This window comes from Cedecea sp. (genome assembly GCF_036500665.1).
Lineage (GTDB): Bacteria > Pseudomonadota > Gammaproteobacteria > Enterobacterales > Enterobacteriaceae > Cedecea.
Window position 1 is genome coordinate 18,765 of record NZ_DASYBS010000051.1, and the last position, 19,550, is coordinate 38,314.

General features: G+C 55.7%; 19 protein-coding genes. 10 read left to right on the forward strand and 9 right to left on the reverse strand.

All coding sequences use genetic code 11. The annotated features are described in order from the left end of the window. Positions 1-8: 8 nt before the first annotated feature. Positions 9-1,298 (forward strand): rhodanese-like domain-containing protein, encoded by a 1,290-nt coding sequence (locus VGM55_RS08325; protein ID WP_331635214.1) that lies wholly within the window; start codon positions 9-11, stop codon positions 1,296-1,298. 58 nt (positions 1,299-1,356) lie between these two features. On the opposite strand, the gene VGM55_RS08330 is transcribed toward VGM55_RS08325, so the two are convergent. After that, positions 1,357-1,983: a CDP-alcohol phosphatidyltransferase family protein gene (locus VGM55_RS08330; RefSeq protein WP_331635215.1), complete on the reverse strand. Its 627-nt coding sequence runs from the start codon at positions 1,981-1,983 to the stop codon at positions 1,357-1,359. Next, positions 1,984-2,547, reverse strand: coding sequence for a carboxymuconolactone decarboxylase family protein (locus VGM55_RS08335; protein ID WP_331635216.1), 564 nt, complete (start codon positions 2,545-2,547; stop codon positions 1,984-1,986). A 73-nt stretch (positions 2,548-2,620) separates the two neighbouring features. On the opposite strand from VGM55_RS08335, the gene VGM55_RS08340 reads away from it, so the two are divergent. Further along, positions 2,621-3,031, forward strand: coding sequence for a pyrimidine (deoxy)nucleoside triphosphate diphosphatase (locus VGM55_RS08340; RefSeq protein ID WP_331635217.1), 411 nt, complete (start codon positions 2,621-2,623; stop codon positions 3,029-3,031). Here the strand turns inward: VGM55_RS08340 and VGM55_RS08345 are convergent. Genes VGM55_RS08345 through selD form a run of 3 tightly spaced genes read right to left on the reverse strand, consistent with a single transcriptional unit; the run spans position 2,997 to position 6,238 of the window. Beyond that, the gene (locus tag VGM55_RS08345; protein ID WP_331635218.1) at positions 2,997-3,242 is read right to left on the reverse strand and encodes a YnjH family protein; all 246 of its coding nucleotides are present in this window, start codon (positions 3,240-3,242) and stop codon (positions 2,997-2,999) included. The genes VGM55_RS08340 and VGM55_RS08345 overlap by 35 nt on opposite strands. Further along, positions 3,199-5,193, reverse strand: coding sequence for a DNA topoisomerase III (locus VGM55_RS08350; protein WP_331635238.1), 1,995 nt, complete (start codon positions 5,191-5,193; stop codon positions 3,199-3,201). The genes VGM55_RS08345 and VGM55_RS08350 overlap by 44 nt, the downstream gene beginning before the upstream one ends. A 4-nt stretch (positions 5,194-5,197) precedes the next feature. Beyond that, on the reverse strand, positions 5,198-6,238 hold the full coding sequence (selD, locus tag VGM55_RS08355) for a selenide, water dikinase SelD (protein WP_331635219.1): 1,041 nt from the start codon (positions 6,236-6,238) through the stop codon (positions 5,198-5,200). Between the two features lie 262 nt (positions 6,239-6,500). On the opposite strand from selD, the gene phoC reads away from it, so the two are divergent. After that, complete coding sequence (gene phoC, locus VGM55_RS08360; protein ID WP_331635220.1) at positions 6,501-7,250, forward strand: acid phosphatase PhoC; 750 nt, start codon at positions 6,501-6,503, stop codon at positions 7,248-7,250. Positions 7,251-7,296: 46 nt separating this feature from the next. Here the strand turns inward: phoC and VGM55_RS08365 are convergent, their stop codons facing one another. Beyond that, entirely contained in the window at positions 7,297-7,848 is a 552-nt protein-coding gene (locus tag VGM55_RS08365) for an NAD(P)H nitroreductase (protein ID WP_154187566.1), read from the reverse strand. A 232-nt stretch (positions 7,849-8,080) separates the two neighbouring features. Between VGM55_RS08365 and sppA the strand changes: the two genes are divergently transcribed. The 4 genes from sppA (at position 8,081) to VGM55_RS08385 (ending at position 13,187) form a co-directional block, all read left to right on the forward strand. Continuing rightward, positions 8,081-9,931 (forward strand): signal peptide peptidase SppA, encoded by a 1,851-nt coding sequence (gene sppA / locus VGM55_RS08370; protein WP_331635221.1) that lies wholly within the window; start codon positions 8,081-8,083, stop codon positions 9,929-9,931. A 97-nt stretch (positions 9,932-10,028) separates the two neighbouring features. Next, positions 10,029-11,045, forward strand: coding sequence for an asparaginase (gene ansA, locus VGM55_RS08375; protein ID WP_331635222.1), 1,017 nt, complete (start codon positions 10,029-10,031; stop codon positions 11,043-11,045). Positions 11,046-11,054: 9 nt separating this feature from the next. Next, positions 11,055-11,690: a bifunctional nicotinamidase/pyrazinamidase gene (pncA, locus tag VGM55_RS08380; RefSeq protein ID WP_331635223.1), complete on the forward strand. Its 636-nt coding sequence runs from the start codon at positions 11,055-11,057 to the stop codon at positions 11,688-11,690. A gap of 222 nt (positions 11,691-11,912) precedes the next feature. Then, entirely contained in the window at positions 11,913-13,187 is a 1,275-nt protein-coding gene (locus tag VGM55_RS08385) for a glycoside hydrolase family 18 protein (protein ID WP_331635224.1), read from the forward strand. A 49-nt stretch (positions 13,188-13,236) separates the two neighbouring features. On the opposite strand, the gene VGM55_RS08390 is transcribed toward VGM55_RS08385, so the two are convergent. Together VGM55_RS08390 and msrB are read right to left on the reverse strand one after the other, a co-directional pair. After that, on the reverse strand, positions 13,237-13,518 hold the full coding sequence (locus VGM55_RS08390) for a YeaC family protein (protein ID WP_154187571.1): 282 nt from the start codon (positions 13,516-13,518) through the stop codon (positions 13,237-13,239). A 39-nt stretch (positions 13,519-13,557) separates the two neighbouring features. Further along, entirely contained in the window at positions 13,558-13,971 is a 414-nt protein-coding gene (msrB, locus tag VGM55_RS08395) for a peptide-methionine (R)-S-oxide reductase MsrB (protein ID WP_154187572.1), read from the reverse strand. 344 nt (positions 13,972-14,315) lie between these two features. Here msrB and gapA point away from each other — a divergent pair, with 344 nt between their 5' ends. Further along, positions 14,316-15,311, forward strand: coding sequence for a glyceraldehyde-3-phosphate dehydrogenase (gene gapA, locus VGM55_RS08400; RefSeq protein WP_008456666.1), 996 nt, complete (start codon positions 14,316-14,318; stop codon positions 15,309-15,311). Between the two features lie 83 nt (positions 15,312-15,394). Beyond that, positions 15,395-16,285 (forward strand): D-hexose-6-phosphate mutarotase, encoded by an 891-nt coding sequence (locus VGM55_RS08405; protein ID WP_331635225.1) that lies wholly within the window; start codon positions 15,395-15,397, stop codon positions 16,283-16,285. Positions 16,286-16,383: 98 nt separating this feature from the next. Here the strand turns inward: VGM55_RS08405 and VGM55_RS08410 are convergent, their stop codons facing one another. Further along, positions 16,384-17,130 (reverse strand): MipA/OmpV family protein, encoded by a 747-nt coding sequence (locus tag VGM55_RS08410; protein ID WP_331635226.1) that lies wholly within the window; start codon positions 17,128-17,130, stop codon positions 16,384-16,386. 424 nt (positions 17,131-17,554) lie between these two features. On the opposite strand from VGM55_RS08410, the gene yeaG reads away from it, so the two are divergent. After that, positions 17,555-19,489, forward strand: coding sequence for a protein kinase YeaG (yeaG, locus tag VGM55_RS08415; RefSeq protein ID WP_154187574.1), 1,935 nt, complete (start codon positions 17,555-17,557; stop codon positions 19,487-19,489). Positions 19,490-19,550: the final 61 nt, after the last annotated feature.

The window sequence follows — 19,550 nt, forward strand, 5'->3', positions numbered from 1 at the left end:
GTTATTAGATGAAACGTGTTTCTCAGTTAACCACCGCCCTGCTACTTGCCGGGCTGTCCCATATCACTTTGGCCGCCGCGATGCCTGCTGAAATGAACCTCTCAAGCGTAAAAGCCGAAAACGGCGTGGTGATCGACACCCGTCCGAGCGCGTTTTACAACGGCTGGCCGCAAACCGTAAACGCCGTCGGCGGCCATGAACCTGCCGCGTTGAATCTCTCTGCATCGTGGCTGACGCTGATGAGCGACGAACAGCTTTTAACGTGGGCTAAACAGCATCAGTTGAACAAGTCTGGATTGATGGCGCTGTACGGTGACGACGCTCAGACTGTTAAAGCTCGCTTAGAAAAACTGGGCTTTACCCAGATTTCAATGCTCAAAGACGGGCTGCAGGATCCTTCCCGCCTGCAAAAACTGGCACATTTTGAGCAGCTGGTTTACCCGCAGTGGATCCACAATTTGCAGAATAAAAAGCCGGTGACCGCCGCGCCTGCCGGGGACTGGAAAGTGATTGAAGCGGGCTGGGGTTCGCCGAAAAAATACCTGCTCAGCCATATTCCCGGCGCGGGCTACATCAACACCGAAGAAGTTGAAAGCGAGCCGCTGTGGAACAAAGTGTCCGACGACAAGCTGAAAGCCATGCTGGCGAAGCACGGCATCCGGCACGATACCACGGTCATTTTATATGGCCGTGACGTCTATGCTGCGGCGCGCGTAGCGGCGATTATGCTGTATGCCGGAGTGAAAGATGTGCGCCTGCTGGACGGCGGCTGGACAACCTGGAGCGCGGCGGAGCTGCCTGTTGAACGAGGCCTTCCGCCCCAACCGGCTCCGGCTGACGATTTTGGTGCCCCAATTCCAGGCCAGCCGCAGCTGATGCTGGACATGGAACAGGCCCGGGCGCTGCTGCATCGCAAAGATGCTTCCCTGGTCAGCATTCGTTCCTGGCCTGAATTTATCGGCACCACCAGCGGCTACAGCTACATCAAGCCAAAAGGCGAAATTGCGGGCGCGCGCTGGGGCCACGCGGGATCTGACTCCACGCATATGGAAGATTTCCATAATCCGGACGGCACCATGCGCACCGGGGACGATATCGCCGCCATGTGGAAAACCTGGAATATCACGCCGGATCAGCACGTTGCTTTCTACTGCGGCACCGGCTGGCGCGCCTCAGAAACGCTCATGTATGCGCGGGCCATGGGCTGGAAGAACGTCGGCCTGTACGACGGCGGCTGGTATGAATGGAGCGCCGATCCGAAGAACCCTGTGGTGAGCGGCGAGCGCAAGCCAAACTGATTCTGGCTTGAGGATTATGCCTCTCACCCTCTCCTTAAAGTGGAGAGAGTGAGGGGTCTTAATCTGCGGATTTCCCCAGCCGTTTTAACGTCTTATACCCGCCCCAGACGCGGTTCAGCGTCGTGAGCCAGCACAGTCCGCCAAAGATCCACGCCAGCCAGGCAAACCAACCTGGAAACAGACAGCCAAGCACAAACAGCAGGATAGTTTCGGTGCCTTCCGTCAGCCCGCCCAGATAGTAAAACGACTTATGGGCATAGCCCGGGTTGGCGATGTCGTGCTTCTGCGCCAGGGCAGCGAACGCCAGAAAACTGCTGCCGGTGCCGATAAACGAAAACAGCAGCCACGCGCCGGCGAACGCATTTTGCGACGGGTCAGCGAGGATAAAACCAAACGGCACGAGGGCGTAAAACAGAAAATCCAGCGCGATATCGAGAAAACCGCCCGCGTCGGTTAATCCTCTTCGCCTTGCCAGCGCGCCGTCCAGGCCATCAAGCAGGCGGTTAAACACAATGGCGATCAGCGCCAGGCTATACCATTGCAGCGCCAGGAAAGGCAGCGCCAGCACGCCCAGGGCAAAGCCCGCCAGCGTAAGGCGATCCGGCGTTATGCCAGGTTTGTCCAACGCAGCGGCGAGGCAGTTAAGGGCGGGTTTGATACGCGGATGAAGATAGCTGTCGAACATTTATTTTTTCCCGTTCGTCGGGCACAGCCCCTGCGATGGGATATCCAGCGCGGCGTTAAAGCGGGCAGAAAGATTTTGAAAAGCAATCAGGGCGGTAAGCTCTGTCACCGCCTGGTCGTTGAAATGCTGCTTAAGCGCCTGTTTGAGTTCGTCAGGTACCTGCGGCGGCGTGGCGGTCATCGCTTCGGCGTAGGCCAGCGCGGCCCGCTCTTTCTCACTGAAACCCGGTTCGCTGCGCCAGTTGGCCACCGCCAACACTTTCTCCATCGACCCGCTGCGTTCCGCCAGGCGCAGGCCGTTCGCGTCGATACAAAATTCACAGCTGCACTGCTGCGACACCCTGGTCATCACCAGCGAGCGGGTTACCGGGTCTATTTTTGCCCGACGTCTTTCCAGAAAACCGATAAATAGCGCCACCAGCCAGAATAAATAGGGCAGCCTTCCCCACCAGCGGGTCGGGTTCAGCACCGCGCCAAAATGTTTTTCCTGCATCGCCACAATCGGGCGCAGGCTTTTGGGCAAAGTTTTCAGCGGCGCAATCCAGGGCGCGCATTTCGTTTCCATTGTTCAGTCACTCTTCTGATCGGATGTGATGGCGGGTATTATGCCACGCCTGCCCCATTGAGAATGGACACCGATGCTAAAAAACCTTGATGTTGTCGCGGCTATTATCGAGCGTGAAGGAAAAATTTTGCTGGCACGTCGCCCCGAATCAGGCGATCAACCGGGGCTTTGGGAGTTTCCCGGCGGCAAAGTGGACGCCGGTGAAACGCAGCCCGAGGCGCTGGCCCGAGAGTTACGGGAAGAACTGGGGATTGCGGCACAAATAGGCGGCTACGTTGCCAGCCATCGGCGCGAGGTCTCCGGCAGGGTGATTCATCTGCACGCCTGGCACGTCGCAACATTTAGCGGCGAGTTAATAGCCCATTGCCACAGCGAACTGGTATGGTGTAAACCGCCGGAAGCGTTTGGCTATGCCCTCGCCCCGGCGGATGTCCCTCTGCTAACGGCGTTTATGGCTTCACGCGGCGCCAGACCAGCGGATTAGTCCCCAAGACTTTTTCATCGCGCTGGCACTGCAGCAGAATACCTTCGCTTTTGACGACCGCGCCTTCAGAGTAGTTTTTATTTTCATAAATACAGCACTGGTTGCAGGGCGGCGTCTGCGGCTGGTTGCTGTTGGTAAACACTTCCGGCGGCACCATCACGTCAACGTCAGGCTGACGGTGCTGCACCGCCATCGCTGGCAGACTCATCATTAGTACCGCGGCGGCGGCGAGCAGGCTTTTTACTGGCATCATCACTTCCCTCTTTTTTGGCCCAACGTTTCGATTTTTTACCGTCATCCTGGGCTTTGATGCCCTCAAATGCATGGCGCACCGGCGTGGTTCGCGCCTGATGGATCAGGTTATAAAGCGTTTGCACCAGCGGCTGCATAAAGTCCTGATAGCGGCACTGCTTTTCGCTGATTTGCGTCAGCGTCGACTCCCAGTGCGCGGTCATATCCGGCCTTGCGGCCAGTTCCGGCAGCGAGTGGATCAGCGCCCGCCCGGCGTCCGTAGAATGAATATAACGCCCTTTCTTGACCAGGAAGGCGCGTTTAAATAACAGTTCGATGATCCCGGCTCGCGTTGCTTCGGTGCCTAATCCGTCCGTCGCGCGCAGGATCTTTTTCAGATCTTTATCCTGCACAAAGCGCGCAATCCCGGTCATCGCCGACAGCAACGTCGCGTCCGTAAAATGGCGCGGCGGCTGGGTTTGCCGCTCAACGACCTCACCGTGTTCACACAGCAGTTCGTCACCCTTCGCCACCACCGGCAGCGGCGTGCCGTCGTTTTCCTCATCGCGTTCTTTGTTGCCCAGAAGCGCACGCCACCCTGCTTCAGCGAGGAAACGCGCTTTGGCAATAAATTTGCCGCCGGCGATATCCAAATCGATGGTGCATTTGCGGAACACCGCATCAGCGCAGAACTGCATTAAGTATTGACGGGCTATCAGGCCATAAACTTTAGCCTCATTTTCACTTAATGAAATAGAAGAGCTGCGGGCGGTAGGAATTATGGCGTGGTGCGCGTCGACTTTTTTGTCATCCCAGCAGCGATTACGCAGGTCGGCATCTACCGCGGGCTGCGGCAGTAAATCCGGCTGATGCACGCTGATAGCGTTCAAAACCGCATGGCGCCCGGCGAAATGCTCTTCGGGCAGGTAGCGGCAGTCGGAACGCGGGTAGGTAATCAGCTTGTGGGTTTCGTACAGTTTCTGGCAGATATCCAGCACGTTCTGGGCACTCAGCCCAAAGCGTTTTGCCGCTTCAATTTGCAGGCTCGACAGCGAAAACGGCAGCGGTGCGGTTTCCGATTCCCGTTTATCGTTATAGGCAGTCACCAGGGCCGGATGGCCGTTGATACGCGCCACAACGTGTTCCGCCAGCTTGCGGTTGAGTAAACGCCCTTCTTCGTCCTGATGCGGCTCGCAGGATTCACTCGGCTGCCAGACGGCGACAAAACGCTCGTCGGCAGGCGTCACAATATGGGCTTTCACTTCAAAATAATCTTTGGCGACGAAGTTCTCGATCTCTTCATCGCGGCGCACCACCAGGCCCAGCACCGGCGTCTGCACACGGCCAACGGAAAGGACCCCCTGATAACCTGCGTTGCGGCCAAGAATGGTGTACGCGCGAGTCATGTTGATGCCATAGAGCCAGTCGGCGCGGGCGCGGGCCAGGGCTGACACACAAAGCGGGATAAATTCGCTGTTGGCGCGCAGGCGGGAAATCGCCCGCTCCACAGCCTGCGGGTTGAGGTCGTTTATCAAGCAGCGCTGCACCTGCTGGCGTTTTTCCGGCGCAAGCTGGAGGTAGTCCAGCACCTCATCCACCAGCAGCTGCCCTTCACGATCCGGGTCACCGGCGTGAACCACTTCGGTTGCCTGAGCCAGCAGCTTTTTGATCGCATTAAGCTGTTTTGTCACTGAAGGGCGCGGCTGTAGCTGCCATTTTTCCGGCACGATGGGCAAGTCCGCCAGGTTCCAGCGGGCATAGCGCCCGTCGTAGGCGTCCGGCTGTGCCTGCTCCAGCAGGTGACCGATACACCAGGTCACCACCTGGCCGTTGCCGCATTCGATAAACCCGTCGCCACGGCGATGAGGTTTGGGCAGCACGTCGGCAATCGCGCGCGCAAGGCTTGGTTTTTCCGCAATAAACAGCCGCATCGAATTAACGGATCTCAATCATTGGGCGACCGGCACGGGCGTCTCTGAGCTCCCCGATTGGGCTGAGATGAATACCGTTACGCGCCGCGACGGCAAAAACGTCGGCTTCTGCGTCAGCGCGCACCGCCAGCAGCAGGCCGCCGGAAGTTTGCGGATCGCACAGCAGGTTGCGCCATGCTTCAGGCATCTCGCCAATCAGCTGGCCGTAACTGGCGAAGTTACGGGAGGTGCCGCCCGGCACGCAGCCCTGCTCAATGTAGCTTTCCACGTCCGGCAGTTTCGGCACGCATTCGTACCACACTTCCGCCTGAACGCCCGCGCCTTCACACATTTCGCTCAGGTGGCCAAGCAGGCCAAAACCGGTCACATCGGTCATCGCGGTCACGCCCGCGATGTCGGCAAATTCCGCGCCGACTTTGTTCAGCTGGCACATGGTTTCTGCCGCCAGCCCCTTGTGCTCCGGCTTCAGCAATGATTTTTTCTCGGCGGTGGTCAGCACGCCAATGCCGAGTGGTTTGGTGAGGAACAGCTTACAGCCAGCTTCGGCGGAGCTGTTTTTCTTCACTCGCTCAGTAGGCACCACGCCGGTCACGGCAAGGCCAAAAATAGGTTCAGGGGCGTCAATAGAGTGGCCTCCGGCCAGCGAAATCCCCGCCTGCTGGCAGACGTAACGCCCGCCCTCAATCACTTCACGGGCGATTTCCGGCGCCAGCGTATTAATCGGCCAGCCGAGAATAGCGATCGCCATGATCGGTTTGCCGCCCATGGCATAAATGTCGCTGATGGCGTTAGTCGCCGCGATGCGGCCAAAATCGAAAGGATCGTCAACAATCGGCATGAAGAAGTCGGTGGTGCTGATGATGCCGGTGCCGTTGCCCAGGTCGTAAACCGCCGCGTCATCGCGGGTTTCGTTCCCCACCAGCAGATTCGGATCGACAAACTTCGCCTGCTCGCTGTGCAAGATAGTTTCTAAAACCTTTGGGGAAATTTTGCAGCCGCATCCTGCGCCGTGGCTGTACTGGGTCAAACGAACGGTTTGCTTCATGGACATCTCCTGTCGTTAGGCATTTCTACTCTAAATACTTCAAGCTGCAGCCCGAAGTATGACGAGTATATGGTAGCGCTCAAACGCCTCAGTAGTAAGTCTGACTGTCCTAAATCGCGTGTCGTTGCTCACTATGCAGGCAAAGCGGAAGTTTTGTGAAGCCAGGCCGCATTTTGCCGATGCGCTCTTTTACTCGAATATGACAGAAATGTTACAACCGGGAGGCAACAAACTGGATAACTCACGCACGTAAGGAATAACAATGAAAAAAAGCGTAATTGCCTTCTGTATTGCCGGCCTGTTCTCCTCTGCAGCCTTTGCCCTCGCACCGCCGGGAAATGACACAACCACTAAACCCGATCTTTATTACCTGACCAACGCTCAGGCCATCGACAGCCTGACGCTGCTGCCACCGCCGCCGGAAATCGGCAGCATTGCGTTCTTAAACGACCAGGCGATGTATGAGAAAGGCCGCCTGCTGCGGTCGACTGAACGCGGCAAGTTAGCCGAGGAAGATGCCAACCTCAGCGGCGGCGGCGTAGCCAACGCCTTCTCCGGTGCGTTTGGGTCACCGATCACCGAAAAAGATGCGCCTGAACTGCACAAGCTGCTGACCAACATGATCGAGGATGCGGGCGACCTCGCCACCCGCGGCGCGAAAGAAAAGTATATGCGCATCCGCCCGTTTGCCTTCTACGGCGTGCCAACCTGCAACACCAAAGAGCAGGATAAGCTGTCGAAAAACGGCTCTTACCCTTCAGGGCATACATCCATCGGCTGGGCCACCGCACTGGTGCTGGCGGAAATTAACCCTCAGCGCCAGAACGACATCCTCAAGCGTGGGTTCGAGCTGGGTCAAAGCCGCGTGATTTGCGGCTACCACTGGCAGAGCGATATCGATGCCGCCCGCGTGGTGGGCTCTGCCGTAGTGGCCACGCTGCATACCAATGCGGCCTTCCAGCAGCAGCTGCAGAAAGCGAAAGACGAATTTGCGAAACAGCAGAAGAAATAAGCAGTGAAGTCCCTGCCGGGTAAATACCCGGCAGGGTAACGCCCAATCAGAAGCGAGAAACGAAGGCGGCGGTATCCGGCACGCTAATGGTGGTAGAGGCTTTAAGCTGCGGCGTACCAAGATAAAGGAAGCCCACCACTTTATCCTGCTCACGACCGCCCAGCCCTTCACGAACCATGTCGTTTTCGGTCCATGCGCCGCTGCGCCAGATGCCGTTAAAGCCTTGGGCAACCGCCGCCATTTGCATCGCCATCACCGCACAGCCCGCGGAAACAACCTGCTCCCACACCGGCACTTTATGATTAGCATCACAATGCGCAACCACGGCAATGATTTGCGGAGCACGGAACGGCGAGGTACGCGCTTTCTCAACGCCCTTCTCATCCATTCCTGCAGCGATGGCCGCCTTCTCTAACAGTTGGGCAAAGCGTTCACGACCTTCACCTTCAATCACGATGAAACGCCACGGCTGGAGCGTACCGTGGTCTGGCGCACGCATACCGGCGCGCAGAATATTCTCCAGCACTTCACCTGCCGGTGCAGGTTCAGCCAGGCGGGACGCGCTGCGGCGGTTAATCAAAAGTTCAAGTGCATCCATTTAAAAGCCCCTTACTTACATGAAATGGCTGGCAAAGAGCAAAGCTTGTCACCAGTCTGTTAAATGATTTTCATTCACAAAATTATCACAGACGTAGTTTTTGTTACAGCCTCGCCCCGATTTCCTGCTGACATTTCCTCGCCCTCTCTTTAGGATAGCCTTTACTTTCGCCGCTTTAGCCTGCCTCATTGCGGCGTGCGGGTAATACCCTATTGAAGGTTATGGAGAAAACATGCGCACCATTGGGCGATTTATTAGCGGCTTTTTTAAGTGGACCTGGCGTCTGCTTAACTTTATTCGGGAATTTATTCTCAACTTATTCCTCATCCTGCTGATCCTGGTTGGGGTCGGAATTTGGATGCAGGTAAAAAGCACGCCAGCAGAGCCCGCGCGTGGTGCGCTGCTGCTGGACATCACCGGCGTGGTGGTCGACAAACCGTCGGTCAGCAATAAGCTGGGCGTGATTGGCCGCCAGCTGGTCGGTGCCAGTTCAGACCGCCTGCAGGAAAACTCCCTGTTCGACATCGTCGACGCCATTCGCCAGGCGAAGGACGATCGCAATATCACCGGTATCGTGCTGGATCTGAAAGATTTCGCCGGGGCCGACCAGCCTTCGATGCAGTACATCGGCAAAGCGCTGCGCGAGTTCCGCGACGGCGGCAAGCCGGTTTATGCCATGGGCGACAGCTATAACCAGAGTCAGTACTACCTGGCAAGCTTTGCCAATAAAATCTGGCTCTCGCCGCAGGGCATGGTTGACCTGCACGGGTTCGCCACCAACGCGCTGTATTACAAAACCCTGCTGGATAAGCTGAAGGTCTCAACTCACGTCTTCCGCGTCGGTACCTACAAATCAGCGGTTGAACCATATATTCGCGACGATATGTCACCTGCCGCGCGCGACGCGGACAGCCGCTGGATTGGCGAACTGTGGCAAAACTATCTGAACACCATCGCGGCAAACCGCCAGATCACCGCTCAGCAGGCGTTCCCTGGCGCGCAGGCGCTGCTGGATAACCTGCAGAAGCTGGGGGGCGATACGGCAAAATATGCGCTGGACAACAAACTGGTGGATGAGCTGGCAAGCAGCGCGACCGTGGACAAAGCGCTGGTTAAGCAGTTCGGCTGGAGCAAAGCTAACAAAGACTTTAGCTACACCAGCATTTACGACTACAACGTGAAAAAACCGTCTGACCAGGGCGATGCCATCGCGGTGATCTTCGCCAACGGCGCGATCATGGATGGCGAAGAAACCCCAGGCCAGGTCGGCGGCGACACTACCGCCATGCAGATCCGTGAAGCTCGCCTGGATCCGAAGGTGAAAGCCATCGTCTTCCGCGTGAACAGCCCTGGCGGCAGCGTAACTGCGTCCGAAACCATCCGTGAAGAGCTTGTTGCCGCGCGTGATGCCGGCAAACCAGTCGTGGTTTCAATGGGCGGCATGGCGGCATCCGGCGGCTACTGGATCTCCACCCCGGCAAACTACATCATCGCCAACCCAAGCACCCTGACAGGTTCAATTGGTATTTTCGGCGTCATCAACACCGTAGAAAACACCCTCGACGCGATTGGCGTCCATACCGACGGCGTGTCGACCTCGCCGCTGGCTGACGTGGCCGTGACCAAAAAACTGCCGCCGGAAGTTCAGCAGATGATGCAGCTCAGCATCGACAATGGCTACAAGCGCTTTATCGGCCTGGTGGCGGCTTCCCGCAACAAAACGCCTGAGCAAATCGACCAGATTGCCCAGGGCCACGTCTGGACCGGCGAAGATGCGAAGGCTAACGGCCTGGTAGACAGCCTGGGTGACTTTGACGATGCCGTCGCCAAAGCCGCCGAGCTGGCGAAGCTGAAGAGCTGGCACCTGGCGTTCTGGCAGGATGACGCGACCTTTACCGACATGGTCTTTAACGCCATGACCGGTTCCGTCCGCGCTGCGCTGCCGCAGGCTATTCAGGCTTATCTGCCAGCCCCGCTGGCCGACGCCGCACTGGCGGTCAAAGCTCAGAATGACAAGTTCGGCACCATGAACGATCCGCAAAACCGTTACGCCTTCTGCCTCACCTGCGGCGACGTGCGTTAATTTACTTCAATGAAGCAAAGCCCGGTTAAACCGGGCTTTTTTTTTCCGTCATCCTCTCTATACTCTGCCGCAAATATCGAAAGCATCGAGCAAACCCATGCAAAAGAAATCCATCTACGTTGCCTACACCGGCGGTACCATCGGGATGCAGCGTTCTGAACACGGCTACATTCCTGTTTCCGGCCACCTCCAGCGGCAGCTGGCGATGATGCCCGAGTTCCATCGCCCGGAAATGCCCGACTTCACCATTCACGAGTACGCCCCACTGATGGACTCGTCGGACATGACGCCCGAAGACTGGCAGCACATTGCCGACGACATCAAGGCCCACTACGACGAGTACGACGGCTTCGTGATCCTGCACGGCACTGATACCATGGCGTTTACCGCCTCGGCACTCTCTTTCATGCTGGAAAACCTCGGTAAGCCGGTTATCGTCACGGGCTCGCAGATCCCGCTGGCCGAGCTGCGCTCAGACGGGCAAATTAACCTGCTGAACTCGCTGTACGTGGCGGCCAATTATCCCATCAACGAAGTGACGCTATTCTTCAACAACCGCCTGTACCGTGGGAACCGCACCACCAAGGCACACGCCGACGGCTTTGATGCCTTTGCCTCCCCTAACCTTGCGCCGCTGCTGGAAGCCGGGATCCACATCCGCAAGTTGAATACGCCGCCTGCGCCACATGGCGAAGGTGAGCTGATAGTCCACCCGATTACGCCGCAGCCGATTGGCGTGGTGACTATCTATCCGGGAATTTCCGCCGATGTGGTGGGTAACTTCCTGCGCCAGCCGGTAAAAGCCCTGATCCTGCGCTCCTACGGCGTGGGCAATGCCCCACAGCAGGGCGCATTCATTAAAGAGTTGCAGGAAGCCAGCGCGCGCGGCATCGTGGTGGTTAACCTCACGCAGTGTATGTCCGGCAAAGTGAACATGGGCGGCTATGCTACCGGCAACGCGCTGGCGCAGGCAGGCGTTATCAGCGGATTCGATATGACGGTAGAAGCCACGCTGACCAAACTTCACTACCTGCTTAGCCAGAAGCTGGACGCACAGGCGATTCGTGACGCGATGTCGCGCAATCTGCGTGGTGAACTGACCCCTGACGAATAAGGAACGGCCATGACGCAGCGTGCTTTACTGCTGATAGATTTGCAGAACGACTTTTGTGCCGGTGGCGCGCTTGCCGTCCCGGGAGGCGACAGCACCATTGAGGTCGCTAACCCGCTTATCGAGCTGTTTAACGCCCGCGGTGAAAGCGTGGTAGCAAGCCAGGACTGGCACCCGGCAAAGCATGGAAGTTTCGCCAGTACACAAGGGGCTGCCCCCTTCACGGAGGGCACGCTCGACGGCCTGACGCAAACCTGGTGGCCCGATCACTGCGTCCAGAACAGCGAAGGTGCAAAACTTCACCCGCTGCTGAAAGCGTCCGGCATCGATAAGATCGTCTATAAAGGCCAAAATCCGGCTATCGACAGCTACAGCGCGTTTTTCGATAACGGCCATCGACAGCAAACAGAACTGGATGCCTGGCTGCACGAGCAGGGCATCCGCAGCCTGGTGGTGTTGGGGCTGGCAACGGATTTCTGCGTTAAGTTTACCGTGCTGGACGCTCTGAAGCTGGGTTATGAAGTCACCGTCATCACCGATGGCTGCCGTGGCGTGAACCTGCGTCCCCAAAGCAGCCTGGAGGCATTTCAGGAGATGGCGGTTGAGGGCGCAACGTTAATGACCTTCGCCGATTTTACCTGCCAATAGACTTTACCTGCCAATAATTGTAGGGGCGGCTCCCCGCCCCGCACTTTTGTATCGATTCCGCTCACACTCTACGCTTTTTTTACTCGCCCTCGACTGGGAGCGCTCTCATAATAATATTCAGTGAATTTATTCAGCACGTTAGCTGATTTCGCTTTCCGCCGTTTTCGTCTGTTAAGCGTGGCCGGGGAGCTTTTATGTTGTGCCCGTCAAAGAGGAATCATTATGTCATTCACACGTAAAATGTTACCACTGGTGGCCGCGGTGACGCTCGCCTGCAGCGGCGTTGCGCAGGCTGAATCTTTGCTTTCCGTGGGTTACTTCAACGGCGGCGGCGACGTTACTGCCGGCCCCGGGGGGGATATCAATAAGCTTGATGTGCGCCAGATTACCCACCTCAATTACTCCTTTGGCCTGATTTATAACGACGAGAAAGGCGAAACCAACGAAGCCCTGAAAGACGCGTCAAAGCTCCATCAAATCTATCTTTCCCCCAAAGTTATCTCTGACCTTGAAACCCTCCCGACGCTGCGGAAACAGAATCCACAGCTGAAAATATTGCTGTCGGTGGGCGGCTGGGGCGCGCGTGGTTTCTCTGCCGCTGCGGCAACGCCTGAAAACCGTGCGGTGTTTATCCGCTCCGTACAGGAAGTGATGGATAAGTATGGCCTGGACGGGATCGATCTCGACTGGGAGTTCCCGGTCAACGGCGCGTGGGGGCTGGTTGATAAGCTCGACGCGGACCGGGATAACTTCACCGCCCTGCTGAAAGAGCTGCGTAAAGCCGTGGGCGATAAAAAACTGGTTACTATTGCCGTCGGGGCCAACGCCGAAAGCCCGAAAAGCTGGGTTGATGTGAAGGCCATTGCGCCGGTGCTGAACTACATCAACCTGATGACCTACGACATGGCGTACGGCACGCAGTACTTCAACTCGAATCTTTATGATTCGAAAAAATGGCCGACGGTGGCCGAAGCCGACAAATACAGCGCTGACTTCGTGGTGAATAACTACCTGGCCGCCGGGCTGAAACCGCAGCAGATGAACCTGGGCATCGGCTTCTATGGCCGCGTACCTAAGCGCGCCGTAGAGCCAGGCATCGACTGGTCAAAACCCGATGCGCAGAAAAACCCTGTAACGCAGCCCTACTTCGGTGAACGCGAGCTGGAGCTGTTTAAAACCGCGCTGGGCGTGGATTTGACGAAAGACACTTACGTCAAATATAACGACCTGGTAAAGAAGATGCTGAACGATCCTCACAAGCGCTTTACCGAAGAGTGGGATGACGACGCGAAGGTGCCGTACCTGACGCTGAAGTCTGCTGAAGGTAAACCGCTGTTCGCGATTTCTTACGAGAACCCGCGCTCGGTGAAGATCAAAGCCGAGTACATCAAAGAAAAAGGCCTGGGCGGCGCGATGTTCTGGGAGTACGGCGCGGATGACAACAATCAGTTGGCGAAGCAGCTCGCCGAGTCACTGGGCATTGATCACGCTAAATAATCAGTAACACGATAAAAAATAAGGGAGGCGATAAAGCCTCCCTTTTTACTTATTGCAGCTTCATGGTCACAAACGGCGCGGGCTCGATGCCAAACTCCGCTTTCAGCTGCTGCTTGCTCTTCATCACCATCTGGCCGTTGGTGTCGATGGTCATGTGCTGCGCATCCGTGTTGTGGCGCGCCTGCCACAGCATCACCAGCTGCAGGCTATTGTCCTTCTGCTCCGGGGTTAACGCCACGCCGTCGGGCCATTTACCCAGTTCGACGGCCGTCGTCAGACGCTGGTAAATCTCCGGCGTCATCACGCTTAACATCTCATCCAAATTGCTCATTTTTCACCCCGCAGAGGAATAATTAGCTGAATCGATTCTTCAACCATCAACCTGCTCGCCGTTTTGCTCATCTGTAAAGCTAAGAGAAGCAGAATTGACGCAATAACGTTCACCGGTTGGCTGAGGGCCGTCCGGGAACACATGGCCAAGATGCGCATCGCAGGTACCGCAGCGAATTTCAACGCGTTCCATACCGTGGGAGTTATCGGTCAGATAGCGGATAGCGTCCGGATTAACCGGCTCGTAAAAGCTAGGCCAGCCGCAGCCGGAGTCATATTTCGTTTCCGAAAGAAACAGCGGCGCGTCGCACACCAGGCAGTGATAAATCCCGTCGCGTTTGTTATGCAGTAAACGCCCTGAATACGGGGGTTCTGTGCCGTGCTTCTGGGTCACGTAATATTGCATCTCACTGAGGTTTTTCTTATTTGAATCAGGGGGTAATTGATTAGACATAGGCGTACATCTCGGTCAGTTCAATTGGGACAGCTCACGGCACCATTCTAACAAAAAATTAACAACGCCGTGCTGGTTTTTGTTCTAAACTTAGGCCTGAAATTCTGGCACGGCACAAAGCGTGACGTGAATCACATTATTGTTGGGACTGGCGTTTAAAATCCCCCGCATCGTCCCCATTTGGATTTAAGCCCAAAAGGAAGCGTGAGGCGTTCAGTCGTACAAACCCTGGTCACAGGATTGATTTGTCGCAATGATTGACACGATTCCGCTTGACGCTGCGTAAGGTTTTTGTAATTTTACAGCCAACCTTTTATTCACTAAAAAATAGCTGGTGGAATACTATGACTATCAAAGTAGGTATCAACGGTTTTGGTCGTATCGGCCGTATCGTTTTCCGTGCTGCTCAGGAACGTTCTGACATCGAAATCGTTGCAATCAACGACCTGTTAGACGCTGACTATATGGCTTACATGCTGAAGTACGACTCAACTCACGGTCGTTTCAACGGTACTGTTGAAGTTAAAGACGGCAACCTGGTTGTTAACGGTAAAACTATCCGTGTTACCGCAGAACGTGACCCGGCTAACCTGAAGTGGAACGAAGTGAACGTTGACGTTGTTGCTGAAGCAACGGGTCTGTTCCTGACTGACGAAACCGCGCGTAAGCACATCACTGCTGGCGCGAAAAAAGTTGTTCTGACTGGTCCTTCCAAAGACAACACCCCAATGTTCGTTCGCGGTGCTAACTTCGAAAAATACGCTGGCCAGGACATCGTTTCCAACGCATCCTGCACCACCAACTGCCTGGCACCACTGGCTAAAGTTATCAACGACAACTTCGGTATCGTTGAAGGCCTGATGACCACCGTTCACGCTACCACCGCGACTCAGAAAACCGTTGATGGCCCGTCTCACAAAGACTGGCGCGGCGGCCGCGGCGCAGCTCAGAACATCATCCCTTCTTCTACCGGTGCTGCTAAAGCGGTAGGCGTTGTACTGCCAGAGCTGAAAGGCAAACTGACCGGTATGGCGTTCCGCGTTCCTACCCCTAACGTGTCCGTTGTTGACCTGACCGTTCGTCTGGAAAAAGCTGCTTCTTACGAAGAAATTAAGAAAGCAATCAAAGCTGCTTCCGAAGGCGCAATGAAAGGCGTTCTGGGCTACACCGAAGATGACGTAGTTTCTACCGACTTCAACGGCGAAGTACTGACTTCCGTGTTCGATGCTAAAGCAGGTATCGCACTGAACGACAACTTTGTGAAACTGGTTTCCTGGTACGACAACGAAACTGGCTACTCCAACAAAGTACTGGATCTGATTGCTCACATCTCCAAATAAGTTGAGATGAGAACCTGATCCTATGGGGCGACTTCGGTCGCCCTTTTTTTTGCCTGAAAGACCCAGGACTGAGGAAATAAGAAATGATTAATAAAATTTTTGCACTTCCGGTCGTCGAACAAATTACCCCCTCCCTTACCCGCCGCGTAAACGATGAGCTGGACGTCATCGTGGTCGATCATCCACAGGTGCGGGCGTCCTTCGCGCTTCAGGGCGCTCACCTGCTCTCCTGGCAGCCTGTCGGAGAAGATGAAGTGCTGTGGCTGAGCGACATCACGCCTTTCCATAAAGGGAAAGCGCTGCGCGGCGGCGTACCGATTTGCTGGCCATGGTTTGGCCCGGCGGAAAAGGCTGGCCTGCCAGCGCACGGCTTTGCCCGTAACCTGCCGTGGACGCTGAGCGCGCACAACGAAGACGCCAACGGCGTGGTCCTGACCTTTGAGCTGCATAACAACGAAGAAACGCTGAAACTGTGGCCGCATGAGTTCACGCTGTATGCCCGCTTCAAGTTAGGGAAAACCTGCGAAATTGAGCTGGAAGCGCACGGTGAGTTCGAAACCACTTCGGCCCTGCACACCTACTTCAACGTCGGCGATATCGCAGATGTGAAAGTCAGCGGCCTCGGCAAGCCTTACATCGATAAGGTACTGAATGAAGCGGCTGGCCAGCTTACCGACGGCGTGCAGACCTTCCCGGACCGCACCGATCGCCTCTACCTGGAGCCGGAGGAGTGCAGCGTCATTCACGACGCAAGCAGCCTGAAACGCACCCTGAACGTGGTTCATCACCATCATTACAACGTGGTGGGCTGGAACACGGGTCCGGCGCTGTCCATTTCGATGGGTGATATGCCGGATGACGGCTACAAAACCTTCGTCTGCGTAGAGACCGCCTGCGCGTCTAAAAAGCAAAAAGCCAGCGCGGAGAAACCGACTCGCCTGAGCCAGACCATCAGCGTGGCGAAGAAAGGCTAAGCGGGTTTCACCCGCTTAGGGCAAAGGCGGTAAGCCTCTGCACCACAGAAAAGCAAACGGGGCGCAAGCGCCCCGTTTTAGTGCATGACTTGCACCCATTAGAAGCTGTAGTTCACACCCGTCAGCAGCACGCCGGTCCAGTTACTGTCGACCATTGGGCTGTCGGTCACTTCTTTGGACAGGCGCATGTAGCGACCCATACCAAATACATTCCAGTCTGCGTTCAGCTTGTAGTTGACGGACAGCTCAACGTATGGCGACCAGCTGTTGCCGGCGTCATATTCGTTCAGGCCACTCCGGTTCGCTTCTTTGCCGCTTACGCCGTAGTAGTAATCGTTCTGTTTCTTGCTGTCCCAGACAACACCCACGCCCGGCGTCAGCGTCAGGCTATCGGCGTTGTAGCGGTACAGCCAGGCGGTATCCCAGGTGATGCCGTTGCTGTTGTCGAGGATATCCCCGGCCAGCACAGTACGCAGGAAACCATAATCCGTGTTATGCACCCAGGAAAGGCCAGCCATCACGGTAGAATGGCGGTAATCCAGCGCGCGCATACTGTCGTAGTTGCTGTCTTTCGGCCTGAAATGCAGCGGCGAGTAGTAGGCGGTCACGGAGAGCTTGTCGGCTTCGTCATTCCACAGGTAGTAACCCGCGTTGAAGCCGCGGAAGTAGAAATTGTCACCTTCATAGCCAAGCAGAGGAGCCGGATAAACGCGGTTCTGGTCGCCTTTATAAGGGTTTGGCGATACCAGCGCACCGGCCCCAATAGACCATGGGCCCTCTGCGTGTACGGCGCTAACGGAGGAGGCAAGCAGTACGCCTAATGCGAGAAGTTTGAATTTGGTCACAATCCTTTCAGTCCTTTAATCAAATAATCAGCGCAAGAAGTGTAACCGCCCTTGGCTCCCATCCCAAATAATTTACTTAATCACAACCTTCAGCCAACTCATTAGCATCCTGCAGTCAGATGACGGCGGATTTTCATCTTTATGTCAGCCATGTGAAAGCGAACTCTGCCGCTTATCTCAAAAGCGAAATTTTTAGGATGAGTTATTGATATGTCATTGAAATTGAGTTTTGACCGTATGCAAGTTTTGCAAATGCCATCTACGCTTTATTTTAGGAAGGTGATTAGCTGATACGGCAGCATCGATGCCCGGTATCAACCTGGCACAAGGGTTGCTGTTTATTTAGCAGACGTCTTCCGGGGAGCCCCTACTACACATACCAACGGCTCTTTAACCTGTGCTAAAAACGAAAGGACGGCATGCCATGAATATATTCGATCACTATCGCCAGCGTTATGAAGCTGCCAAGGACGAAGAGTTCACACTGCAGGAATTTCTTGCTATCTGTAAACAAGATCGCAGTGCCTATGCCAATGCGGCAGAACGGCTATTGACGGCCATTGGTGAACCAGTGATGGTCGACACTGCCACAGAGCCACGGCTGTCCCGTCTCTTTTCAAACCGCGTGGTGGCACGCTACCCGGCGTTTGAAGAGTTTTATGGCATGGAAGAGGCTATCGAGCAGATCGTGGCCTACCTGAAACACGCCGCTCAGGGGCTGGAAGAGAAGAAACAAATTCTGTATCTGTTGGGCCCGGTGGGTGGCGGTAAATCGTCGCTGGCCGAACGCCTGAAAGCATTAATGCAGCGCGTGCCCATTTACGCGCTGAGCGCCAACGGCGAGCGCAGCCCGGTCAACGACCATCCGCTGTGCCTGTTCAACCCGCAGGAAGACGCCAATATTCTGGAAAAAGAGTATGGCATTCCTAACCGCTATCTCGGCACGATCATGTCGCCGTGGGCGGCGAAACGCCTGCACGAGTTTGGTGGCGACATCACGAAATTCCGCGTGGTAAAAGTCTGGCCGTCCATTCTGGCGCAAATCGCGATAGCGAAAACCGAGCCGGGTGACGAAAACAACCAGGATATCTCTGCGCTGGTCGGTAAAGTGGACATCCGCAAGCTGGAACACCATGCGCAAAACGACCCGGATGCTTACGGCTATTCCGGTGCGCTGTGCCGCGCGAACCAGGGCATTATGGAATTCGTCGAGATGTTTAAAGCGCCAATTAAGGTGCTTCACCCGCTGTTGACGGCGACCCAGGAAGGCAACTACAACGGCACAGAGGGGATTTCCGCCCTGCCGTTTAACGGCATTATCCTTGCGCACTCTAACGAATCCGAGTGGGTCACCTTCCGCAATAACAAAAACAACGAGGCCTTCCTTGACCGCGTGTATATCGTCAAGGTGCCTTACTGCCTGCGCATCTCGGAAGAGATCAAAATCTACGAGAAGCTGCTTAACCACAGCGAACTGTCCCATGCGCCATGTGCCCCTGGCACCCTGGAAACGCTTTCTCGCTTCTCTATCCTGTCGCGCCTGAAAGAGCCGGAAAACTCGAGCATCTACTCAAAAATGCGCGTCTATGATGGCGAAAGCCTGAAAGATACCGACCCGAAAGCCAAATCCTACCAGGAATACCGGGACTACGCCGGGGTCGATGAAGGCATGAACGGACTCTCAACGCGCTTCGCCTTTAAAATCCTCTCCCGCGTGTTCAACTTTGACCATGCAGAAGTGGCGGCTAACCCGGTTCACCTGTTCTACGTGCTGGAACAGCAAATCGAGCGCGAGCAGTTCCCGCAGGAACAGTCAGAGAAATATCTGGAATACCTGAAAGGTTACCTGATCCCTAAATATGCGGAATTTATCGGGAAAGAGATCCAGACGGCCTACCTTGAATCTTATTCAGAGTATGGGCAAAACATTTTTGACCGCTATGTCACCTACGCTGACTTCTGGATTCAGGATCAGGAATACCGCGATCCGGATACCGGCCAGCTGTTTGACCGTGAATCCCTGAACGCGGAGCTGGAGAAAATTGAAAAACCGGCAGGCATCAGCAACCCGAAAGATTTCCGTAATGAAATCGTCAACTTCGTGCTGCGCGCCCGTGCCCATAATAACGGTCGTAACCCAAACTGGACCAGCTACGAGAAGCTGCGCACGGTTATCGAGAAAAAAATGTTCTCGAACACCGAAGAGCTGCTGCCCGTTATCTCGTTCAACGCCAAAACCTCCACCGACGAGCAGAAGAAACACGATGATTTTGTCGATCGGATGATGGAGAAAGGCTACACCCGCAAGCAGGTTCGTCTGCTGTGTGAATGGTATCTGCGGGTTCGTAAGTCTTCTTAAGGGAGTTTCCTGCGGGTCACGCCGGGCGGCGTGGCCCGTTTGCGCACCTGGCATAAGCAGT